18 protein-coding genes are annotated in these 23142 nt (G+C 56.7%); 6 read left to right on the top strand and 12 right to left on the bottom strand.

The features are described 5' to 3' along the window. Nucleotides 1-3: 3 nt before the first annotated feature. The 4 genes from GSQ86_RS19980 to GSQ86_RS19965 form a co-directional block, all read right to left on the bottom strand. Complete coding sequence (locus GSQ86_RS19980; protein ID WP_158751940.1) at nucleotides 4-762, bottom strand: TIGR00266 family protein; 759 nt, start codon at nucleotides 760-762, stop codon at nucleotides 4-6. A 102-nt stretch (nucleotides 763-864) separates the two neighbouring features. Then, entirely contained in the window at nucleotides 865-1209 is a 345-nt protein-coding gene (locus GSQ86_RS19975) for a hypothetical protein (RefSeq protein ID WP_158751939.1), read from the bottom strand. A gap of 107 nt (nucleotides 1210-1316) precedes the next feature. Continuing rightward, nucleotides 1317-2774: an ATP-binding protein gene (locus GSQ86_RS19970; RefSeq protein ID WP_158751938.1), complete on the bottom strand. Its 1458-nt coding sequence runs from the start codon at nucleotides 2772-2774 to the stop codon at nucleotides 1317-1319. A gap of 18 nt (nucleotides 2775-2792) precedes the next feature. Next, a complete protein-coding gene (locus GSQ86_RS19965) occupies nucleotides 2793-4445 on the bottom strand; it encodes an FAD-dependent oxidoreductase (RefSeq protein WP_158751937.1) in 1653 nt (550 codons plus the stop codon). Nucleotides 4446-4789: 344 nt separating this feature from the next. Between GSQ86_RS19965 and GSQ86_RS19960 the strand changes: the two genes are divergently transcribed. Next, nucleotides 4790-5563: a LuxR C-terminal-related transcriptional regulator gene (locus tag GSQ86_RS19960; RefSeq protein WP_371720684.1), complete on the top strand. Its 774-nt coding sequence runs from the start codon at nucleotides 4790-4792 to the stop codon at nucleotides 5561-5563. A gap of 64 nt (nucleotides 5564-5627) precedes the next feature. Here GSQ86_RS19960 and pruA read toward each other — a convergent pair whose 3' ends face one another. Then, nucleotides 5628-7220 carry an L-glutamate gamma-semialdehyde dehydrogenase gene (pruA, locus tag GSQ86_RS19955; protein ID WP_158751936.1) on the bottom strand — a complete coding sequence of 531 codons (1593 nt, stop codon included), beginning with the start codon at nucleotides 7218-7220 and terminating at the stop codon, nucleotides 5628-5630. 193 nt (nucleotides 7221-7413) lie between these two features. On the opposite strand from pruA, the gene GSQ86_RS19950 reads away from it, so the two are divergent. Next, complete coding sequence (locus GSQ86_RS19950) at nucleotides 7414-8190, top strand: SDR family NAD(P)-dependent oxidoreductase (protein WP_158751935.1); 777 nt, start codon at nucleotides 7414-7416, stop codon at nucleotides 8188-8190. A 153-nt stretch (nucleotides 8191-8343) separates the two neighbouring features. Here the strand turns inward: GSQ86_RS19950 and GSQ86_RS19945 are convergent, their stop codons facing one another. Together GSQ86_RS19945 and GSQ86_RS19940 are read right to left on the bottom strand one after the other, a co-directional pair. Continuing rightward, on the bottom strand, nucleotides 8344-9012 hold the full coding sequence (locus GSQ86_RS19945) for an O-methyltransferase (protein ID WP_158751934.1): 669 nt from the start codon (nucleotides 9010-9012) through the stop codon (nucleotides 8344-8346). An 18-nt stretch (nucleotides 9013-9030) separates the two neighbouring features. Next, entirely contained in the window at nucleotides 9031-10392 is a 1362-nt protein-coding gene (locus tag GSQ86_RS19940) for a glycosyltransferase family 39 protein (RefSeq protein ID WP_158751933.1), read from the bottom strand. Nucleotides 10393-10461: 69 nt separating this feature from the next. On the opposite strand from GSQ86_RS19940, the gene GSQ86_RS19935 reads away from it, so the two are divergent. Continuing rightward, entirely contained in the window at nucleotides 10462-13959 is a 3498-nt protein-coding gene (locus GSQ86_RS19935; RefSeq protein WP_158751932.1) for a polysaccharide deacetylase family protein, read from the top strand. 7 nt (nucleotides 13960-13966) lie between these two features. Here GSQ86_RS19935 and GSQ86_RS19930 read toward each other — a convergent pair whose 3' ends face one another. From GSQ86_RS19930 to nagA, 5 genes are all read right to left on the bottom strand, one after another. Next, the gene (locus GSQ86_RS19930) at nucleotides 13967-14710 is read right to left on the bottom strand and encodes a metallophosphoesterase (protein ID WP_158751931.1); all 744 of its coding nucleotides are present in this window, start codon (nucleotides 14708-14710) and stop codon (nucleotides 13967-13969) included. Nucleotides 14711-14712: 2 nt separating this feature from the next. After that, nucleotides 14713-15402 carry an outer membrane lipoprotein-sorting protein gene (locus GSQ86_RS19925; protein ID WP_158751930.1) on the bottom strand — a complete coding sequence of 230 codons (690 nt, stop codon included), beginning with the start codon at nucleotides 15400-15402 and terminating at the stop codon, nucleotides 14713-14715. Between the two features lie 52 nt (nucleotides 15403-15454). Beyond that, nucleotides 15455-15817, bottom strand: coding sequence for a hypothetical protein (locus tag GSQ86_RS19920; protein ID WP_158751929.1), 363 nt, complete (start codon nucleotides 15815-15817; stop codon nucleotides 15455-15457). 22 nt (nucleotides 15818-15839) lie between these two features. Then, nucleotides 15840-17156, bottom strand: a complete 1317-nt coding sequence (serS, locus tag GSQ86_RS19915) for a serine--tRNA ligase (protein ID WP_158751928.1) — start codon at nucleotides 17154-17156, stop codon at nucleotides 15840-15842. Nucleotides 17157-17308: 152 nt separating this feature from the next. After that, nucleotides 17309-18463 (bottom strand): N-acetylglucosamine-6-phosphate deacetylase, encoded by a 1155-nt coding sequence (nagA, locus tag GSQ86_RS19910; RefSeq protein WP_158751927.1) that lies wholly within the window; start codon nucleotides 18461-18463, stop codon nucleotides 17309-17311. Nucleotides 18464-18535: 72 nt separating this feature from the next. On the opposite strand from nagA, the gene GSQ86_RS19905 reads away from it, so the two are divergent. From GSQ86_RS19905 to GSQ86_RS19895, 3 genes are all read left to right on the top strand, one after another. Then, on the top strand, nucleotides 18536-19396 hold the full coding sequence (locus GSQ86_RS19905) for a deoxyribonuclease IV (RefSeq protein WP_158751926.1): 861 nt from the start codon (nucleotides 18536-18538) through the stop codon (nucleotides 19394-19396). 164 nt (nucleotides 19397-19560) lie between these two features. Continuing rightward, nucleotides 19561-22203, top strand: coding sequence for a leucine--tRNA ligase (gene leuS, locus GSQ86_RS19900; RefSeq protein WP_158751925.1), 2643 nt, complete (start codon nucleotides 19561-19563; stop codon nucleotides 22201-22203). Beyond that, complete coding sequence (locus GSQ86_RS19895; protein ID WP_158751924.1) at nucleotides 22203-23135, top strand: hypothetical protein; 933 nt, start codon at nucleotides 22203-22205, stop codon at nucleotides 23133-23135. Before leuS ends, GSQ86_RS19895 begins: the two co-directional genes overlap by 1 nt. The last annotated feature ends 7 nt before the right edge of the window (nucleotides 23136-23142 follow it).

Here is a 23142-nt window from a genome sequence, read left to right as displayed (position 1 = left end):
TGGCTACTTCATTCCACCAAGGATGGAGCCCACAATACCGCCGACCACTCCAGCCTCAGATGTCTCTCTGCGTCCTTCTGATGGCATGTACTGCATCAACTGGTGTGCCAGCTTGGAGATGGGAAGCGTCTGTAGCCAGACACGGCCGGGGCCGGTTAGCTGGGCGAGAAAAATCCCATCGCCGCCGAAGATCATGTTGCGAATGCCCGGAACGCGGGTGATCTGAAACGACACTGTGCCCTGAAAAGCGCCGACGTGACCGGGATGAACGCGAAGCACCTCTCCAGGCGCGAGGTCCTTCACGATCAGCTCACCCGAGAGTTCGAGCCACGCCGTACCCTGCCCGCTGACCTTTTGCAGCATGAAGCCGTCGCCACCAAAGATGCCCGCGCCCAGTGATTGCTGAAAGGCGACGCCCAGTTGAATCTGCGGAGTGGCGCAGAGAAATCCATGACGATCGATGAGGTATTCGTGTCCGCCGCCCACTTCCACAGGAACGATATGACCGGGAACCCGGGTTGCAAAAGCAACTTCACCAGCGGCTCCAACCGCACGATATTCCGTCATAAAAAGGCTGCCGCCACCGGCAACCCGGCGCAGCGCTCCAAAGAGTCCGCCTCCGCCGCCCATCTGCGTGTGAGTCGTCATCTGGATCGAGCTGGTCATCCAGGAAAGTTCTCCCGCTTCCGAAATGACAACGTCATTCGGCTCTAACAACAGTTCGAGGACGGGCATGGTGGTTCCGGTAATACGGCTTTGCATCGTGGGATCTCCTGCTCAGTCTTGCTGCGCATCGTATGGGGAAATCAGACGCAGCATCGTTTCGCTCTGAATGGTATACGATGCCGCGCCTCAATGGTTCCCTTATCCGCGTTGGTAGCCCTTCCGGTAGCCGCGCATGTAGGCATCGCGATACGCCGACTGATACTGCCAGAATGGTCCGCCAAGCTGCGGAGAATAGCCGGGCGTATTCGCATATAACCTGCTGTTGGTCGGGCGATAGCTGTGGCCATCTACGCGATCCCGCTCACCCACATTCACGCCTTCGGCGAAACCGTTCTGGTGGGCAGCCTGAATGAGCGGAGGTTCAGCGTATGCTGCCGGACCCGGTGGCGGCGGCGGAGCGACATAATATGCGGGGTGACTGGAGCATCCGGCGAGAAGAGCAAGCGCTGAGAGTAAGAGTAGTCCGGCAGTGGTGTATTTCATGAACATCAGCTCCTGAGTTACATCCGCATAAACGCAGAGCCACACCACAGGTTGCCGAAGTCTTTTTTAGAAATTGCGTGTTGAATCAACGATCTGCCGAAAAAGGCTCACGAAGTCGTAGTTTGAGGAGGAGTTTGGAGCGGCAATTTCACCACAAATTCGGTCCTGCCGGGCTCGCTGGAGAAGCTGATCTGGCCGCCGTAATGTCCGGTTACGATGCGTTGCGCAATATCGAGTCCCAGGCCGGTGCCGATGCCGATCGGCTTTGTCGTAAAAAACGGCTCAAAAACCTTCGCCCGGTGCTCCGCCGGAATCCCGGCACCCTCGTCCTTCACACCCACGCAGACCCATTCCGATTCGAGCCATGTCCGAACGGTGATTTTACCCGGCTCAGGCGAGGCATCGATCGCGTTGTCGAGAAGGTTGGTCCACACCTGGCTGATTCCTGTGCCGCAGGTCACAAGTACAGGAACGCCGGCAGCGAACTGCTTTTCAATCGTGATCTGTTTTTGGCGGAATTTGTGACCGAGGATGGTAAGGGTGCTCTGGATGGTGTCGTGAATATCGAGCTTATGTTGTTTATTTTTGTCTTCGTAGGCGTATTTTTTCACCGCCATGACCAGCTCGGTAACTCGCGCGATGCTTTCCTCAATAGTGCCGACCAGCTGGACATTAGAGATGAGAGCCTCCAGCCAGTTCATCGCGTCGGAAAGCACGTTCGGAGGAAACGAGCCCTGTGTGCATTCGATATCGCCACGCGACCAGCCTGCTGCAACCAGCGTCGGTCCCATTTTCCAGGCGTTATCGACGCCGATGCTCTCAAGCCACTCAGTAAGCGCTTCCTCAGCGTCACTCTGTTCCAGCGAACTCATCGTATGGTGCCGCGCAGGAGCAAAAACTTCTTCCTGAAGCTGGGCCAGACATTCCAGCTGTTGCGGCGAAAGCTGCGCCCTGCTCATGCGCATGCTCAGTTCCTGCTGCCGCGTCATGTTCTCGCGCAGTTGTGAGGCCGCTCGCTTGGCCGCCGCTCCGGGGTTGTTCAACTCGTGCATCAACCCCGCGGCAAGTGTGCCAAGTGAGATAAGCTTTTCTCGATGAAGCGTCAAAGCCGTATACGCTTCCAGCCTGCGCGACATATTTTCGAGAACAACACGGCGTACCACCGGGCAGGTCGCCATCAACTGCCAAAAGGCCTCCGGTTGAACACGGGCCAGAGTGCAATTGGTCACGGTCTCGCAGGTAGCTGTGGTCGTCGAGTGCCCCACCAGAATGGGTACTTCGCCGAAGGTATCGCCATCCTTAACGGCATTAAGAAAAACCTGCGATCCGTCGCTGTCATTCTTGAAGGCGCGCAATTCGCCGTGTAAGACGATCCAGAAATAGGTAGGCCCCTCACCCGTACGGTACAGTATGGTGCCGGATGGCACTTCCAGCACTTCGATATCGCCAAGACACGCCAAATCCTCTTCCGAAGTTTGAGCAAAAACGGAAATTTTGTGTAGTTCGGGATAAAGATCCCGCGCACTGACTTTCTTTGCGTTGACGGTAGCGAGTAGTTGGGCCATCTTAATGTTGTCGAATTCCTAAAAGCGAGCGAGATACTGGTGCATAAACTGCACGGAGATTGAACCTTCTCCGACTGCCGAAGCTACGCGCTTCACGGACCCGTGACGCGCATCTCCTGCAACAAAAACTCCGGGAGTGCTGGTTTCCAGCAGATATGGCGCCCGGTCTTCCTTCCATATCTTCGGCATCTTGCCTTCCATCTTCAGATCCGGCCCCGACAGCAGGAACCCGTTGGGGTCCCGCATCACAGTATCCGGCAACCAGTCCGTTTGCGGCGCGGCGCCTATGAAAATAAAGAGCGACGACGCCTTGCAGACCAATTCTCCCTGCTGGTTCCGTACTTTCAGACACTCCAGACGCCCATTGCCCTGAACCTGATCGACCTGAGCGCCTGTCTGAACCTCAATATTGGATGTCCCTGCGATCTGATCGATTAAATATTTCGACATACTGCGTTCGAGTGAGTCGCCGCGCACCAGCATCGTAACCTTATGAGCGTACTTGGAGAAGTACATTGCCGCCTGTCCGGCGGAATTGGCACCACCGACGATATATACATCTTCGTTACGACAGGAAATTGCTTCTGCCATGGCTGCGCCATAGTAAACACCAGCCCCGGTAAATTGCTCAATTCCGGGTACATCCAGCTTGCGATAATCTACCCCCACAGCTATCAGCAGGACGTGGCAGGAGATTTCCCGGCCGTCACCAAGCTTCACAAAGTGGTAAGGGGTTTCCGTGCGAATGCTGATCGCACGCTGGGTCAGAAATTCTGCGCCAAACCGCGAAGCCTGCGCAAAGGCGCGGCGCGCGAGGTCAGCTCCGCTCAACCCTGAGGGGAAACCAAGATAATTCTCGATGCGGGAACTACTGCCAGCCTGACCGCCGGGAGCCTCCGGCTCGATTACGAGCGCCTTTAAGCCTTCAGAAGCCGCATACACGGCCGCTGCCAACCCTGCCGGACCGGCTCCAATGATGGCAACGTCATAAAATTCTTTTTGTGCCTGCGTGCTTAACCCGATGCGGCCGGCAAGCTCAGTCTGATTGGGCTGTACCAGCGATGTGCCATCCGCAAAAAGCACCGCGGGCAATTTACGATCACTAAGCTTATACCGGTCCAGCAGTTGGATGGCCTCATCGCTGGTTTCCGGATCGAGCCAGACATAAGGTATCTGGTTGCGGGAGAGGAAATCGCGTACCTGATAGTCGTTCAGCGACCACCGTGGGCCGATGACGCGCAATCCCTCAAAGGGCGGCTTGTAGCCTGCGGTCCAGTTTTCCAGCAGATCGTCGAGGACCGGGTAGAGCTTTTCCTCCGGCGGATCCCAGGGTTTAGTCAAGTAATAGTTGATTTTGGCCGTATTTATGGCCCGAATTGCTGCTTCCGTGTCGGCATATGCCGTCAACAGGGCTCGTTTCGCTTCGGGATAGATCGACTGCGCCTTGCCCAGGAACTCGACTCCCGACATTCCTGGCATGCGCTGATCGGAAAGGAAGAGCGCTACCGCATCGCCACGCTGCTGAAGCTGGGTACAGGTGTCCAGCGCCGCCTGCCCCGAGGCTGCGCGCAAGATGCGGTAGTTCGCCCCATACTGGCGGCGCAGGTCCTGAACTACAGCTTCGAGGACACTGATGTCGTCGTCTACGGCGAGAATGACCGGCTTTGGCATGTGCCCTTAGTGTAAGACGTGAGCGGAGAAAAGATAAGCCATGGGAGATGAACTGCAGAAAACAAAGGTGGAAACGAACGAGAATGCGCCCTGTCGCGATAGCAATGCACAGGCAAGGTCGCTGCCTAACTAAGGATTGCGATTCCATCTACCTAAATTCTTAAAAAAGCAGATTACTTAAGAAATTTTTATTCCCAAATAAGTTTTCCTCATGTAGGCTACATCCACTAAATCAAAAAGTTGTTGTGAATGGTTTTTCTCTTAAGGGAAATGCCTGGTTTAGTGATTCTAAGTGTCCAAATTTAAGACACATTGATTGTTTTACTGCCTTGAGCCGAAGAAACATGATGGTGGAAATTCATTACCGCCATCTGGATAAATCGGAAAACTATAGCTCGTGTGCCTTTCACCCTGGCACCACTTACGCATTCGTTGACGGGGGAACGAACGCCAATTCCATGAACAAAATTATTCTTGCGGATAATCAGGCAATTTTTCGCGCAGGTACGGCGAAAATTCTGGCCATGGAGGACGATTTTCGCATCATTGCTCAGTGCCCGGATCCTGAACGCCTTTATCAGGCTTTGGACGCATTTCGCGGTGTCATGCTGATTTTTGCGGCCACTCTGGTCACTGACCTCACCACCCTTTCCCAGCGAGTTGCACGAGCTGGCAGCCGTTCCATTGCAATTCTGGAAAATAGTGATTCACCAGCACGCTTTCTCTCAGCAGGAGTCGAGGGCTTGATGTATCGCAACGTAAGCAGCCCGGTTTTGATCGACTGCGTGCGCCAGGTTGGAGCTGGAGGACAGTTTCAACAGGCAGCAAGTAATGAGGTTTCCCATCTCCATGAAGACGCAGTAGGAGCTCGCGTACGCGATCGCCTGACTTTAAAAGAGATGAAAATTGTCGCGCTCATCGTTCAAGGCTGTAAGAACAAGGAGATTGCGATGAAGCTGGGGACCACGGAACAAGTAGTGAAGAATTACCTGCGCAATGTCTATGATAAGACAGGGGTTTCGGACCGATTAGAACTCGCTCTCTTCACTATTCACCATAAAATGCTGGCCGACGCGGCAGCTGCCGTCGGCAATGAAATGATGGGAGTTCTGGTGTAAATCCGCAGCCGAAAAGCTGCTTTTTTTGTGCTTCAGGGCCAGCTTTGCTGGCCCTTTTTTGCATTTAACGCAACTTTTCGGCGACTGATTTCCCCTGGGTGAACAGTAGAAGGTAATCAGGACCGCCGGCCTTGGAGTCGGTGCCGGACATATTGAAGCCGCCAAAGGGGTGAGCGCCGACCATAGCTCCTGTGCACTTTCTATTCAGATAGAGATTGCCCACATGGAAGACGCGGCGGGCGTGGTCGAGTTTTTCGCGATCGGCGGTGTAGACCGCTCCGGTCAGGCCGTACTCCGTATTGTTGGCGATTTCGAGTGCGTGATCGTAGGATTTTGCTTTGATAATCGCCAGCACCGGCCCGAATATCTCTTCCTGAGCGATGCGCGCGTCGGGAGCGACGTCGGCAAAGACGGTTGGTTCGAGGAAGTAGCCCTGTTCGGGAGTTTCGACGGCGTTGCCGCCCGCTATCAAACGGCCTTCCTTTTTGCCGGTCTCGATATAGCTTTGGATGGTTTTCATCGCACGGGCATTCACGACGGGTCCCATATTCGGATTTTTCGCCGGATCACCGATTGTCAGTTTCGGCACGGCTTCGCGTATGCGGTCAATGAAAACGTCATATAGGGGCTCCTCGATGATGGCCCGCGAGCAAGCTGAGCACTTCTGGCCGCTGAAGCCAAAGGCCGAGGTGATCACGCCTGCTACCGCTTCATCAAGATCCGCATCGGAGCTGACGATGATGGAATCCTTGCCACCCATCTCGAGAATGGTCCGCTTGATCCATATCTGACCGGGCTGAGTTTTGGCGGCGCGCTCGTGGATCTCCAGACCAACCTTTTTCGAGCCGGTAAAGGCGATGAAACGTGTCTTTGGATGTTCGACGATGGCCTGACCAACGGCAGGGCCGCCCTGGCAGAGATTGACGACACCTGGCGGCATGCCGGCCTCTTCCAGCACGTCAAGAAAGCGCGCGGCGATGGTGGGCGCGTCGGTTGAGGGCTTGAGAACGACAGTGTTGCCGGTTACGATGGCGGCAGCCGTCATGCCGGCCATGATGGCAAATGGGAAGTTCCACGGCGGAATGACGGCACCGACGCCCAACGGGATGTAGAGCAGCTCGTTGCGCTCGCCGGGATACTGGATCGGCGTGGTGGCCGTGGAAAGCCGCAGGGCCTCACGCGCATAAAACTCGAGGAAGTCTATCGTTTCGGCTACGTCGGCATCGGCTTCCGCCCAGTTCTTGCCGACTTCGTAGGTCAGCCACGCGCAAAATTCGGCTTTGCGTTCACGGATGATGCGCGACGCATTCAGCAGCAGCGAGGTGCGCTCTTCCACATGCGCATATCGCCAGGTCTCGAAGGCCTTGAGAGCGGCCTCGATTGCCATCTCAGTATGCCTGGGCGAGGCCTCCTGATGAATACCGACGATCTGCGTCGGTTTTGCAGGATTATGCGATTCGAGCTTGGCGGACCCGCGCATACGTTCGCCGCCAATGACTAATTCGTACTCGTGACCCAGCATGTCGCCGACTTGCACCAGCGCGTCCTTTATCAGGTTCGCGTTTTCATACTTTGAAAAATCGACGAAGGGTTCGTTGCGAAATTCGCCCTTGGGCGTGCGGGGCAGGATGACGGTGGGATTCACTGCGGTAGCCATAACTGTTCAGTTTAACGCAGGCAGAGGATGACGGCATGAAATCGGGGCGGAAGCCCCTTCTATTTGCCGACCGTATTCACCGGGCGAAAGCCCGGTGCTTCTGCCTGAAAACCGTGTTCTGATTCGTTGACACGATTTGGATCCAGCAGCTGCGATACCATGCTGCGATAAGCCAATGGCGAGAGGAAATTCGATGATAGACGGAGAGCGGTTTGCTCGCTATCCAAGTCTCAGGGGCAAAGGGGTGCTCATCACTGGCGGTGGCTCGGGTATCGGTGCCTCGATGGTGGAGCATTTTGCATTGCAGGGCGCGAAGGTAGCTTTTCTTGATCTCGTGCGAGGGCCTTCCGAAGAGCTAGTTGAGAGCCTTAGCGAGATTGCGGAGTACGCACCGCTTTTTCTTCCCTGCGATCTTACGGATATTTCTGCACTGAAGCAGGCCATTCAGGGAGCCGAAAAGACTCTTGGCCTGATAGAAGTGCTGGTGAACAACGCGGCGAATGATGAGCGTCATGCGTGGGAAGATGTTACGCCTGAATACTGGGACAAAATGATGGCGGTCTGCCTGCGCCACCAGTTCTTCGCCATGCAGGCGGTCGCACCGGGCATGAAGACGCGAGGGCAGGGTTCGATTATCAATATGAGCTCGATTTCCTGGATGATTCCGAGTACCGGGCTGCCCGCATACGTTACGGCGAAGGCCGGTATTGTGGGTCTTACTCGCACCATGGCGCATGAACTTGGGCCCTCGGGCGTTCGTGTGAATTGTGTGCTGCCGGGGGCGATTTTGACGGAAAGGCAGCGCCGCTTGTGGTGGACGCCTGAGTACGAGAATGAAATTCTGAACGGACAGAGCCTTAAGCGGTCGCTCATGCCGGAGGATGTTTCGCGGCTTGTGCTTTTTCTCGCTGCCGATGATTCTTCGGCGATCACGAATCAGAGCTACATTGTGGATGGCGGCTGGGTGTGAGGATTCGGCAGAAGTGGAAAGCCCGGGGCTAAAGCCCCTTTTGGGCGGATTGAAGTCACCGGCCTGAAGGCCGGTGCTTCTACCCTATAAAACCTACCCACACTTTCGCAAGAATGCGCGACAACATGAGCACCGTTGACGGCTTGTCCGGGGTTAGGCAGTCACCAACGCGATGGCGAAGCCGTCGTAGCCTTTGCTGCCGACGGTTTGCATGGCGGTGGAAAGGATGCGCGGTTCGGCCGCCATGCGTTCGAAGAGATGACGTACGCCCTGCACATCAGCGTCTTTGCTTTCAGGTTGAAGGATCGAGCCTTCGCGGATGACGTTGTCGACGATGATCAGACTGCCCTTGCGCGACAGGCGGAGGGCCCAGTCAAAATACTTCGGGTTGTTGCGCTTGTCGGCGTCGATGAAGATGAGGTCGAAGGCTTCAAGTCCTTCGGCAGCCAGCTCCGGCAGCGTTTCGAGCGCCCTGCCTTCGCGCAGCTCGACCACATTCGATAAGCCGGCTCGGGCGATGTTTTCGCTTGCCACCCGTGCGTGCTTCGGATCGGCCTCGAGTGTCACCAGCCGTCCGCCGGAAGGCAGAGCGCGCGCGAGCCATATGGTGCTGTAGCCGCCGAGGGTTCCGATTTCGAGGATATTGCTTGCGCCCTGCATAAGAGCCAACATGTGCAGCAGCTTGCCCTGGCTTGCGGTTACGCTGATGGCGGGCAGGCCTTCTTCCTCACAGGCGGCGAGCGCGGCATCGAGTGCCGGATCAGAGGGCACGAGTTGTTCATGGACATATTGGTCGACGGCGGTCCAGAGTTCCTGATTCATGATTCTCCGTTGAGAGTCTTAAATGGGCAGACGCAGATAATTCCGCCTGTGGTCAAACGCCACGCCAGCCAGCGCGATGAGCATGGGGAAACATTCCAGTGTATAGCGCGGCTCGGGCGCCTCGATGGTAGCCAGCAATGCGCAGCGCAGGAAAATGAAGAGCAGCATCGCTCCGGTAAAACGAGGCCAGCGGTAAATGCCGATCAGAGCCAGAATGAGATAGACGAGATTGAGCGCGGCATAGGCAGCGACAAATTCTGTTTCCGAGTGGTGTTTCGAATACTCCCACCAGCGCAGCTCGATCCAGAGCAGCTCAGTGCGTGGGCGCAGCCACATGTCGGCGAGCCGGAGCAGAGGCATGGCGACGAAATAGCGAAGCGGCCTGGCGGCGATGCGCTCGTGTGCGAGATCGGCGAAGCGTTCATCGATCTCAGGGGTAAGAGTCGTGATTTTGTTGTAGTCGGCGAAAAGATGCTTGGTCTTTTCATACTGCGCCAGCGAATCGAAGGCGCGATCGGGCAGATTTTCAAACGGCATCGCATCGCTGTTCGCGTTCCAGTAAATTTCCCAGGTGCAGGTCAGATCAGCGCAGACGCTCTTCGTCCAGCGGTTGAAGCCGGGGTCGGTGTATTCGCCGGGATCCATGGCGTAGCGGGGAGCCAGCGGCTGAAAGACATGAAACGTGCTCCAGTTGCGGAAGGCCCAGGGTACAAATGGCAGCATGGCAAGCGCACCGCAGACGACGGCCATGCGCAGCATCTGGCGCATGCCCCAGAGTTTCGCGCCGTAATAGACGATGGCCGGGCAGAGAGCCACGGCAAGCAGAGCGCCGTCGGGCCGCAGAATGGCTGCGTAGCTGAGGGCGAGAGCCAACAGCAACACCCAGCGCCATTGCGGGTTCTCCAAGAGGCGCGCGAACGAGAAGAGAGCCAGAGCGATGCAAAAAAGCTCCAGCGTTTCTGTGAGCGGCGTTGCCGCGTAGTTCGCGGTAAAGGGACAGAGCGCGGCGAGCCACAGGGCGGTCCAGGCTGCGCGCGGCGAGGCAATCTTAGCTGCGAAGCCGGCGATGAGCAGACACGAAGCCAGATCGATTGCCGTTTGCGCGTACATGACCGCGTGGTAGTGCTCCATGCCGAAGAGCCGGAAACAGAGCATCAAAAAAAGCGGATAGCCGGGCAGGCGGATGAGGGTGGGGCGGATGCCATCCGTGCCTGAAAGGCCGTAGATGCCGTGCAGCATCCAGTTTTTGGCGATATCGCCATAGATGAGGGGATCGCCCTGCACTTCAGGGTAGGCGTGGATGAACCAGAACCGCAGTGCGGCTCCGGCAGCGAGCGCAAAAAGAATCATCCACCATTTGCGAGGAAGCGCAGCCAGCATGCAAATGAATCATACAAGGCAGCGAGCGGCTGACGAATACAATAGATATTTGAAGAAGATCAGGAGAGCATGAAACAGGTTTTTTACGATCCACAGCGTAAACGCTGGAAACGCCTGAGGCGCGTTTTTGACGCAACAGCCGTGATACTGACCCTGGTGCTCGCCGTCTTTGCCTTTAGCGTGATCAAGCGTCAATCGCTGCCGGAGCTGCTGCTGCCCTCCCAGAAGCGCAATTACAAAGCGCTGAAACCTCCTGCTGATCTGAAGAAAGCCGCGCCGCGCCCGACGCGCAGGCGCACGTACCGCAAGCCGTCAGAGATTCCGTTGAATACGGATGAAGGATTGCGCGCGGCATTTTATGTCAACGACGAGCCCAGCTACTCTTCGCTGAAGGCTCATATCCATCAGATCGATCTGCTCTTTCCCGACTGGCTGCATGTAAGCACGCCGGACGGCAGGCTGACCGCCGCCACATCGCTCTTCCCTGTCAAAGTCTATGAAGTTGTCGATTCGGCGGGTGTGCACAGCATCGATCCGGAGAACCGCGTCGCCCGCACGATTGCCGCAGCAAAGGAAGATACAGAGATCTTTCCCATGCTGAATGACTATGACGTGAAGGCTGGCAGCTGGAACGGCGATGTGATTGGGAAAATGCTGGAAAATCCGGCTGCGCGCGAAAGCCTGCATATTCAAATTGATAAATTTTTGTCTGCCAGCCCGAGTTATCGCGGACTTTGCCTTGACTTTGAGCAGATTCCGGACAAAGACGCGAAGCTGTATGCCGAGTGGCTGGGAGAAATCTACACCGATCTGCATGCGAAGAATCTGCGGCTCTATGTGAATGTCCAGGTGAGCACGCCGGATGCGGTACTGAAAACGCTGGCGAAGAACAGCGACGGCATCATCCTGATGAATTACGACCAGCATGAAGAGTCGAGCGCTCCGGGGCCGGTGGCGGCGCAGGATTGGTTTGAAGGCAATTTGACGCATGTGCTCAAGCTGGTTCCCAAGCAGAAGGTCATTTGCGCGCTGGGCAATTATGGTTACGACTGGTCTACGCCTCTGCCGGAAAAGGGCAAGAAGCCGAGCAACAAGGTTCTCGACACCGAGGATTTGACTGTGCAGGAGGCTTGGCAGCGCGCCTCTGACGCAGATGCCGATGTACACCTTGAAGGCGACGAGCTGAACCCGCACTTCGCTTACGACGATGAAGACGAGCACGTGCGTCATCAGGTGTGGTTCCTGGATGGCGTGACGACCTTGAACGAACTGCGCGCGGCGCGGCAGATGGGATTGAGGACGTTCGCTCTGTGGAGGCTGGGCGAGGAAGATGGCTCGATGTGGGCGATCTGGGATCATCCGGGCGCGCCCGATGCTCCGCAGCTTCTTCAGGATGTGCCGCCGGGCCACGATGTCAACACTGAGGGCGAAGGCGACATTCTGCGCATTGTGGCGCGGCCTGAACGCGGCAGTCGAACGATCAGCATGGACTCGGATAACTTCACGATCACCGATGAGCGCATGGTGACGCTGCCGCATTCCTACACGCTGGGACAGTATGGGTATCAACCGAAGAAGCTGGCGCTTTCATTTGATGATGGTCCTGATCCGGTATGGACGCCGAAGATCCTCGACATTCTGAAGCAGTACAACGTGAAGGGCGCCTTCATGGTGATTGGCCAGGAGGCGGCGGACCACACGAGCCTGTTGAAGCGCTATGTGCGTGAAGGCCATGAAGTCGGCAATCATACTTTTACGCATCCGGATATCAGCGAAATTTCGCAGCGCCAGGTGGAGTTGGAACTGAATCTCACGGAGCGTCTTTTTGCCGCCGAGTTAGGCAGGCAGCCGCTCTACTTCCGTCCGCCATACTCGATCGATCAGGAGCCTGACACGAACGATCAGGCTGCTCCTGCCGATCGCATCGAGCAGATGGGCTACATCATTGTCGGCAACAAGATTGATACCGAAGATTGGAACGAGCATCCGCGCAAAACTCCGCAGGAGATTGTCGATAATGTGCTGGCATCGCTGGCGGCGATGAAAGAGCGGCCGGATTTCCGCGGCAGCATCATACTGATGCACGATGGCGGTGGGGATCGCACGGTGACGGTGGCTGCGCTGCCGCTGCTGATTACGACGTTGCGGGCCAAAGGTTACGAGTTTGTTCCTGTCTCTGAGCTAATGGGCAAGACAACGGCAGAAGTAATGCCGCCGATCGCGCCACGGCTGCGCTGGCAGGCGCGTGTCGATTCAGTTGCGTTCTTCCTTTACGGTTTCTTCAATCACTTTGTGGTCACAGTCTTTTTTGTTGGCGATGTGCTGATGAGCGCGCGCCTGATTATTGTCGGGCTGTTTGCTTTGATCGATCGCTTCCGCCGCCGCAAGGTTCCGGCAACAGGCACTTTCGAGCCGAGGGTTGCGGTGCTGATTCCGGCCTACAACGAAGAGAAGGTCATTGTGCGTACGGTGCGGTCGGTGATGAACTCGACTTATAAAAATATGCGCATCGTGGTCATCGACGATGGCTCGAAAGATCGCACATTTGAAGTCGTGCGTGAGGCCTATCCTGAGGAGATTGCCTCCGGATTGCTGACTGTTCTGACGAAGCCGAATGCGGGCAAAGCTGAAGCTCTGAATTTCGCGCTGAAGCATCTGGATGAAGATTTCTATGTCGGCATTGATGCCGATACCGTGATTGCGCAGGATGCAGTGGCAAAGTTGGTTTGCCATTTCGCGGATGAGCGCATCGGCGCGGTTGCAGGCAACGCCAAGGTCGGCAACAAGGTGAATCTGTGGACACGCTGGCAGGCCCTGGAATACATCACGAGCCAGAACTTTGAGCGTCGCGCGCTCGATCTCTTTAATGTGGTGACGGTGGTTCCGGGAGCTATCGGCGCATGGCGCACGAGCGCCGCTCTTAAGGCTGGCGGATATCCAGCGAACACGGTTGCGGAAGATGCCGATCTTACGATGAACCTGCTCGAACAGAACTATAAGGTCATCTATGAGGATCGCGCGCTCGCCTTTACCGAAGCGCCGACGACGATGAATGGCCTGATGCGCCAGCGTTTCCGCTGGTCTTTCGGAATTCTGCAGGCTGTCTTCAAACATAAGCAGGCGTTCCGAACGAATCTCGCCATGGGACTTTTTGCCCTGCCGAATATTCTGATCTTTCAGATCCTGCTGCCACTGGTGTCGCCTTTCATCGACATCATGTTTGCCGCAGGCATACTGCAGTACTGGTGGAACAAGCACTATCATCCGGAGGCGGCGAGCGCGGCGAGCTTCGAGAAGCTGCTCGTCTACTTCCTCGGGTTCCTGCTGATTGATTTCGTTACGTCGTCGCTAGCGTTCGCGCTCGAGCGCCGGCATCCGGCCAATAAAGGCGATGGCTGGCTGCTCTTCCATATCTGGTTGCAGCGTTTTTCGTATCGTCAGATTTTTTCGCTTGTGCTCTTCAAGACGCTGAAGCGCGCCATCGATGGTCGTCCCTTTAACTGGGACAAACTGGAGCGCACGGCGAAGATGTCGCACCAGACGGAGAAAATTGCCGCGGGCGGATGAGTTTCGTTTAGACCGTGCCGGTTCTAAGCCATTTTGCCCAATCGACGCGGCCGTTCTGCTCGGCGCACCGGACGGCTGCTTCCCAATCGTATGCGACTGAAATGTGTTCTGCCGTCCAGCCGCTGTTAGATCGGGTGAGGATTGCGTAACGAGCATAAGGCGAATTTGACTGCATTGCATGTGCGTACGGAGCGTCGTCGGAATATGCAGGCAATCCGACGCTGCCTACATTGACAACCAGCTTGCCGTTGGGAAGATTGCGAGTAAGCGGAGTGTGCGAATGAGCGCAGACAATCACAGCCTGCTCTATGGACTGCAAGGTAGTTTGAAGTTGATCGACTGTATGCAGGACTGCTCCGGTTGAATCGAGCGCCCAGAAAAGATATTCATCATCGCGCCACGGTGTACCGTGGCAGAAGAGAATATTTTCGAGAGTAACTGTTCTTGGAGCAGCAGCTAACCAGAGGTTCTGTTCAGCGGTCAGTTCTACGCGATTGCGCGCCAATGTGCTTGCCGGATCGATTGGATCTGTCTCGATCAGCATACGATCACAGTTTCCCTGTACTCGGAAAGCTGGAATTTTCGCTAACTGGGCTGCGGTACCGTGCAGATCGAGCGGGCCGTAGAGATCGTCACCGAGGTCGACGATGGTCTCAATGCCACGGGCGCGAATGTCGGACAACACCGCTTCCAGCGCCCAACGATTGCCGTGAATGTCAGCAATCGCTGCGATACTCTGCGGTGTACTCATTCTTATTTGCGGACGGTCTGCGTTCCCGGTGCTGCTTTGATGGCGAAGGCATTTGCCGGAACACTATTGATCTGGATATTTGTGTAGAGTGCCGTGCGCGTATCGCCGCTCTCCTGAAAGAACTGCTGCTTGAGTGAGACCGCGCGCGCCGGATCAATCCAGATGGTGATGTGCGAGAACATCTGATTGCCGCTGGCGTTTTTGGGCTTCAGATCGAGCTTCGCCGTCTGCACGCCGTCAATGGCTTCCATACCGCCGAATTGAATGTTCCAGTTTGTTGCCAGGTCTTTGCCGCTGCCGCCAAAGCCAAGAGTCAGGAAGCCTTCATATTGCTGGCGATTGGCGCCTGCGGAGAAGATGGTCTGCTGCTTGATGGTCGGCTGGTAGTAGGTCAGCTCGCCGTCCTTGTAGAGGATGTCTTTCAGAGCGGGCTGGCCGTTGTCGGTCTTCGCGTGCGCGATCATTTCCGTGCCGCTGCCGGTGTGACGAAACGCGATCGTTCCCGCCGTGGATTCGTGGCTCTGTACGACAGCAGTGAACTGGTCCCAATTGAAGTCGGCTTGTGCGCTCTGGAACTTTTGCGAAGCCGAGTCGAGCTGGCTGAGAACTTTCTGCAGATCGCCGCTTTGTGCGAATCCGGCAGTGCTGAGCACCAGGAGTGCAGCCAGAATTACAAGGGGTCTTATCTTCATTCGGTTCATAGGGTTTCAACAATTAATCCGGTTTATTGGATGCAGCAGCCGCTCAGCGGTGTGCCCACACTTTATATGCCGTCACTTTGCCGCTGGCGTCTTTCAGTGTGTCGTAATGGTCGATCACCATCGGTCCGGAGATGCGCTCGATGCTCTGCCCCAGCCTACTTTCAAAGGAGGCCGATGCATTGCCGTGTACCTGCTCCGCTGGAATCTGATAGGTGAAGCCGTTATTGCCATCGACGCGCACGACTACCTCGCTCGGAGCAAAGTTGCCGGCAGAGGGGTGGTCGCCATAATTCCAAAGATGCGGCGTGATGAAGATAAAGGCGAGGATCAGCGTCACCATTATGTCGTAGTGGAAGCTGCCGCGCTCATACGTCCAGAAAAAGTAGCTTTTTAGAATACGGCCCATTGGGGAAACTCTCGATTCCATTTTACCTGGGTGCGATGACGGTCTGACCGCCCATATATGGCACGAGCACTTCTGGTACGCGCACGGAGCCATCGGCCTGCTGGTAGTTCTCAAGAATGGCCAGCCAGGTGCGGCCTGTTGCCAGAGCGCTGCCGTTGAGCGTGTGCAGTAATTCAGTCTTACCCTTGCCCTGCGGGCGGTAGCGAATATTTGCACGCCGCGCCTGGAAGGACTCGAAGTTTGAGCAGGAGGATATTTCGCGATAGAGGTTCTGTCCCGGCAGCCAGACTTCGAGGTCGTATGTCTTGGCTGAGCTGAAGCCCATGTCGCCGGTGCAAAGCAGCATGCGGCGGTAAGGCAGACCCAGCTTTTCAAGAATTGCTTCCGCGTTGGCTGTCAGCTTTTCCAGTTCGTCGTAACTGTCTTCCGGCTTTGTGAACTTTACCAACTCGACTTTTTGAAACTGGTGCTGGCGAATGATGCCGCGCACATCCTTGCCGTAGGAACCGGCCTCGGAGCGGAAGCATGGCGTGTAGGCCGTTAGCTGAATCGGCAGTTTCACCTCATCCAGCGTCTCGTCGCGATAGAGGTTTGTTACCGGGACTTCCGCCGTGGGAATGAGCCAGTGATCATTTTCGCGGTACTGGCCTTCCTGGTAGCCCTGCTCGTCTACGCAGCGGAAAAGATCTTCGGCAAACTTGGGAAGCTGTCCGGTTCCGAAGAGTGATTTGCTGTTGACCATGAAGGGCGGCAGCACTTCGGTGTAGCCGTTCTCGCGCGTGTGCGTGTCGAGCATGAAGTTGATGAGCGCTCGTTCCAGCCGCGCCCCTTCGGCCCAATAGACAGCGAATCGTGCGCCAGAGAGCTTCGCTGCGCGCTCCAGGTCGAGAATGCCTAAGGCTTCGCCGATCTCCCAGTGCGGCTTTGGCTGAAAATCAAAGGTCGGGGGCGCGCCCCAGCGCTTGACCTCAACATTGTCATGCTCGGACTTGCCGACGGGCACAGATTCGTGCGGAAGATTTGGAATGCGTGCGAGACTGCTGCGCATTTGCTCTTCCAGCCGATTGGTTACTGACTGCTCGGCTTCGATCGCCTCTTTCAGCGAGCGAACTTCCTCCATGATTGGCGCGGCGTTCTCTCCGGATTTCTTCAGCCTGGCAATCTGTTCGGACTTCTGGTTACGCTGCATCTTCAGCGTTTCAAGCTTAGTGATTTTTTCGCGGCGCTCGGCATCGAGGCGCTGGAAATCCCCAAGCAGCGCAGCCGGGTCCTGTCCGCGGGCGCGCAGCTTTTCTTCGACCAACGGCAGGTTGGCCCTTACAAAGGCAAGATCGAGCATAGGTCTTTAGATTACTAAACTGAGGAGTCTTTCGGCATAAATGGAAGGAAGATAAGCGCAGCAGGATGTAGATCTTTCGCTGCGCTCAGGATGACGGCTCTTTTTTTGTCAGGATGACGGTTGTTTTATCAGGGCGACAGACCCGTTTTTTCTCAGAGACCTGTCAATTGACCGCGCAGAATTGTCGCCTGTACGTCGCCTTTTGCAGAAAGCACCGTGATGTCGGCTGCGCGATCTGCTTCGATTGCGCCGAGCTGCGAGTCGACGCCAATCATGCGCGCCGGGTTTCGGCTGGCCAGTGCTGCTGCGGTGACGATCTCAACGCCGGCAAACTCGGCGAAATTACGCACTGCGCGATCCATCGTCAGGGTGCTGCCTGCCAACGTATCTTCGCCGATGATGCACTTGCCGTTCTTCACGCGAACATCGAGCTCACCCAGGCGGTAGTTTCCGTCGGGCATACCGGTGGCGCTCATCGCGTCGGTCACGAGAATGGCGCGGTCACTGCCCTTTGCTTTCCAGAAGAGGCTGACTACCGTCGGATGCACATGCAGGCCGTCGCAGATGATTTCGGCGAAGAGTTCTTCGCGATCGAGCACGACGCCTAAAATTCCGGGTTCGCGGTGATCGAAGCGGCGCATGGCATTGAAGGTGTGCGTTGCTGAAGTGGCTCCGGCCCGCAGGCCGCGCATCGCGTCCTCTGTTCCCGCATTGCTGTGACCGAGACTGACGCGGATTCCGAGCTCGACGGCGCGTGCAATCACTTCGTCGGCACCGGGCAATTCGGGCGCAATGGTCATCAGGCGGATGCAGCCTTCTGCCGCTTCCCACATGCGGTTGAACAATGCCGCTGTGGGCAATTGCAGGTCGCGCTCAGCGTGTGCGCCACGCTTGGCGTGGGAGATGAATGGCCCTTCGATATGGATTCCGAGCGGGCGGGCTCCCTGCAATTCCATCTTCATGAGCTTTGCCAGCCCGCATAGCGAGCGCAGCGTCGTATCTACGGAGGCTGAAACGGTGGTCGCTAGATATGCTCCGACTCCATGCTGCGCGAGAAAATCGCCAATGGTGTTCAGCGAACTCTCTGTGGCATCCATGACGTCGGAGCCGCCGCTGCCGTGGATGTGCACATCGAAATAGGCGGGAACGAGAGTTGCGCCGGGGAAGTCGCGCACTTCGCCTGTGGGAAGCGTACCTTGTGAGCGCGAGGAAATACTGGTAATGAGGCCATCTTCGATGACCACGATCGGCTGCGAAATTGTCTTGTCCGGGGTCAGCAGCTTTTCTGCCGTGATCACTGTGCGCATAAAAATCTCAATACCGTCTGACGATACACTTGTATAGCTGTATAGTCCACTACTCTCTTTACACTGGAAGCAGTGACTAAACGGCGTATCGGCATTCATCTATCGACCGCAGGCGGAGTATACAAGGCGGCAGAGCGCGCACACGACATCGGCGCGAATACCTTTCAAATCTTCTCATCCAGCCCGCGCATGTGGCGACCCGCGCGCCTGGAAGAAACGCACTGCTTGCAGATGCGCGAGCTACGAAAGAGATACGACTGCTGGCCGCTGGTAGTTCACACAAGTTATCTGGTCAATCTCTGCAGCCAATCGGAGGAGGTTCGCACCAAGTCGATTGCGGCTTTTCGCGGCGAGATTGAGCGGGCGTTGGCGCTGGGAGCGGAATACCTGGTGCTACATCCCGGTTCCTGGCGCGGCCTTACTCGGGAAGAGGGTCTGCGACTAGCGGCTGAGTCGATTGCGAAATCGCTTGACGGCGTGGCGGAAGAGATCTGCGACTTCAAAATTCTCATCGAGAATACCGCCGGGGCAGAATTCTCGCTGGGTGGCAGCTTCGAGCAGGTGGCAGAGCTGATTCACCGGTTGCGTGATAAAGCTCCGGTTGGAGCTTGCCTCGATACCTGCCATACGCACGTTGCCGGATATGACGTTGTGAGCCCTGAGGGTTATGAGGAGACGGTTTGCCGGATCGAAGCGACGATGGGGCTGGATGCCGTCCGCGTATGGCATATGAACGATGCCAAGGCGCCGCGCGGATCGAAGCTCGACCGCCACGAAAATATCGGCGAGGGTACGATCGGCCTCGGCGCGTTTCGGCGCCTGCTGAACGATGAACGATTCGCTCATTGCGCCTTTGTTGCGGAGACGCCGGTCGATGAGCCGGGGGATGACGCGCGAAATGTGAGTGTCCTGCGGGGACTTGTCTCCGGGTGAGGGCCCCCTATTTTCATCTAAACTCTTCCAGCATAAGAACTTTTCGATTTGGATGCATCTATGGGCTCACTCATGTATTGGAGATTCTTCGCCCATGGCTCAGAATGACGATGGGCTCTTAGAATCCTCGGCAATCGATTCGTAATCAGTAGAATAGGTAAAGTATGTCTTCAAGTAATCCAACAGAACCCGTTGCCACGGCAGCGACAGGCGGAGTCTCTACCGAAATCCGCTATACCCCGGCTGAGATTGAGCCCCGCTGGCAACAGCGCTGGGCGGAGCAGCCTGACCTTTACGCCGCGGAACCGGCGTCGAGCGGCAAATCGAAGTATTACGTGCTGGAGATGCTGCCTTACCCCTCCGGCCAGCTGCACATGGGCCACGTCCGCAACTACTCCATTGGCGACGCCTTAGCGCGCTACATGTGGATGCAGGGCCACAATGTGTTGCACCCGATGGGCTGGGACGCCTTCGGACTTCCGGCCGAGAATGCGGCTATCAAGAACAACATGCCGCCGCGGCAATGGACGACCTCGAACATCGCCGCCATGAAGCGGCAGATGGACCGCATCGGCTTCAGTTACGATTGGCGAAATGAAGTGACAACCTGCCTGCCGGACTACTACCGCTGGAACCAGTGGTTCTTTATCCGCATGTTCGAGCGCGGGCTTGCCTATCGCAAAAAGAGCAAGGTGAACTGGTGCCCGGAATGCGCGACGGTGCTGGCCAACGAACAGGTGATCGACGGACGCTGCTGGCGGCATGAAGATACGATCGTGGAGCAGCGCGACCTGGAACAGTGGTTTTTGCGCATTACCAACTATGCGCAGGAGCTGCTGGACGGCCTGGACAAGCTGGAAGGCTGGCCGGAAAAAGTGCGTACCATGCAGCGTAACTGGATTGGCCGCAGCGAAGGCGCGGAAGTCGAGTTTGCGGTAGAAGATGCGAGCAGCGCGCCTGAGGACGAGCGCTCGACCCGCGATAAGGGCACGACGGTTCTGCCTGCGCGGGAAGATGCGACGACCAATGGGAAGATTACCGTCTTTACGACGCGCATCGACACGATTTTTGGAGCGACCAGCATCCAGCTCGCTCCGGAACATGCGTTGGTGAAGGAATTTGCCGCGCAGGATACGAAGCTGGCGTCAGAAGTAGAGGCATTGCTCGACCAGCAGAAGAAGGCGAGAGAAGCCGGAGATATTGGCGAGATCGAAAAGCATGGCGTGTTCACCGGACACTACGCCATCAATCCGTTCAATGGTGAACGGCTGCCGATCTGGGTGGCTAACTATATTCTTGCGGATTACGGTACTGGCGCGATTATGTCTGTGCCGGCGCATGACGAGCGCGATTACGAGTTTGCGAAAAAGTATGGTATTGAAATTCGCATTGTGATTCTGCCGCGACGCGTTGAAAGCGAAAAGGGCGAAGCCGCGCAGGATTCATTGCCATATACCGATGAAGAGAGCCTGCTGATCAATTCCGGCGAATTCAACTCGCTTGGCAATAAGGAAGCGCAGCAGAAGATGGCCGCTTTCGCGGAAGAAAAGGGCTTCGGCAAGGCGACGATCACTTTCCGCCTGAAAGATTGGGGCGTGAGCCGCCAGCGGTACTGGGGCACGCCGATTCCGATGCTGTATTGCGAGAAGGACGGGATTGTTCCGGTGCCTGATGACCAGTTGCCGGTGCTTTTGCCGGACAACGTCGAGATTACGCAGCAGGGCGGATCGCCACTGAGCAAGCTGCCGGGATTCGTTAACGCAACCTGCCCGAAGTGCGGTGGCCCGGCGCGGCGCGAGACGGACACGATGGACACGTTTGTCGATTCGTCGTGGTACTTTTATCGCTACACCAGCGCGAAGTATGACCAGGGTCCGTTCGATCCGGCTGCGGCGCAGTACTGGTTCCCGATTGATCAATACATTGGCGGCGTTGAGCACGCCATTCTGCACCTGATCTATTCGCGCTTCTGGACGAAGGTGATGCGCGATCTTAGCCTCATCAAAAACGATGAGCCGGCGGAGCGCCTGTTTACGCAAGGCATGGTGATCAAGAATGGCGCGAAGATGTCGAAGTCGAAGGGCAATGTGGTGTCGCCTGACGACATGATCGGCCGGTACGGTGCAGATGCTACGCGTATGTACTCGCTGTTTGCTGCGCCGCCGGATCGCGATCTGGACTGGCAGGAAGATGGTGTGGCCGGAGTCAGCCGATTTTTAGGCAAGGTGTACCGCTTTGTGATGAAGCACGCGGAGACGGCGCGTTCTGTATCTGCGACTGATACAAATGTTGCGGATGCTACGTCACAAGCGCTGCTGCGGAAGCTGCACCAGACGATCGGCAAGATCACGGAAGATTTTGCCGGGCGCTGGCACTTCAACACCTGCATTGCGGCGATCATGGAATTGTTGAACGCATACACCGCTGCCGATGCAGAGATCGGATCGGGTAAGGTTCCGGCGACGACGGTGAAGGTGCTGCTGGAAAACCTGGTGCTGTTGATTGCGCCGTTCGCTCCTTACCTTGCGTTCGAGCTATGGGAGCAGCTTGGGCAGGAGCAGAACATTCTGCGCGCGCCGTGGCCAGCGTTTAACGCGGAACTTGCTCGCGAGGATGAGATCGAGATTCCGGTGCAGGTAAACGGCAAGCTGCGGGCGGTGATCCGGGTAGCTGCCGGTGCTGACGACGAGACAATTCGCGAAGCGATCAAAGCGGACGCGAAGGTGCAGGCCGCGGTTGTCGGCAAAGAGATTGTGAAGGCCATTGTCGTGAAGGGCAAGCTGGTCAACATTGTTGTGAAGGGCTGATGGCAGAGAAAGAGGCCGTGCGCGGCACGCAGTCACTCGTGCATACGATAGCGGGCTGCTGGTCGCGCCCTTCCCTGCTGGCCATTGAGGTCGCGTGGCGATGGCTCTTTGGCGTGCCTGCGCTGCTGCTGCTCTGGCAGGTGGGCGCGCGTATTCTGGCGGCGACTACCGACCAGCTTCGTGCAACCGGCATCGAAGATTTTTCCCTGCAGGACCCGATGCACGGCGCGGTTGCGATTGCGGACGTATATGCGATTCTGCGGCAGCCGGTGCTGCATGCGGCTTTGTGGCTGCTGCCGCTGCTCGCGATTGGGTGGTCGATCACGTCGGGGATCGGGCGCAACCTGGTACTGCGGCGATATGATTCGACGCTACCGATAAGGCCGGTGCGGATGATTGCGCTGCAACTTCTGCGCGTGATTGCGCTTGGCGGAAGCTTTCTCTTGTGGTTTTTGGCGATTCATTGGGCGGCCAATACAACGCTCTCGGGTGCGGAGCCGAACCTGGTGTTTTACTGCGCACTGGTGATTTGCCTCTCGCTGGGGATTTTTACGTTGTGGGGCTTGCTGAGCTGGGTGTTTTCGATAGCGCCGCTGCTTGCTCTGCTTGAAGACCGTGGCATCGCGGCGACCCTTTACCGCAGCGTGCGTCTCGGGCCGCTGACCAGCAAGCTGGTGGAAGTAAACATGGTGATGGGCATCATCAAGATTGCCCTGATTGTGCTTGCGATGGTTTTTTCGGCGACGCCGCTTCCCTTCGCATCCGTGATGCAGGGGCCGCCGCTGTTCATCTGGTGGACTTTGGTGTCGGTGCTTTATCTTGCGGCGTCTGACTTTTTCCAGGTCGCGCGGCTGGTGGCTTTCATCCGATTCTGGCGCTTGTGGAAAGAGTCCCCATTGAATCCATCGCCAATTTCGGCGGCATCAAAGTAAACTGGTG

Source organism: Acidobacterium sp. S8 (assembly GCF_009765985.1).
In the GTDB taxonomy this organism is placed as follows: domain Bacteria; phylum Acidobacteriota; class Terriglobia; order Terriglobales; family Acidobacteriaceae; genus Alloacidobacterium.
This window is presented reverse-complemented; position numbering and strand designations above follow the sequence as displayed.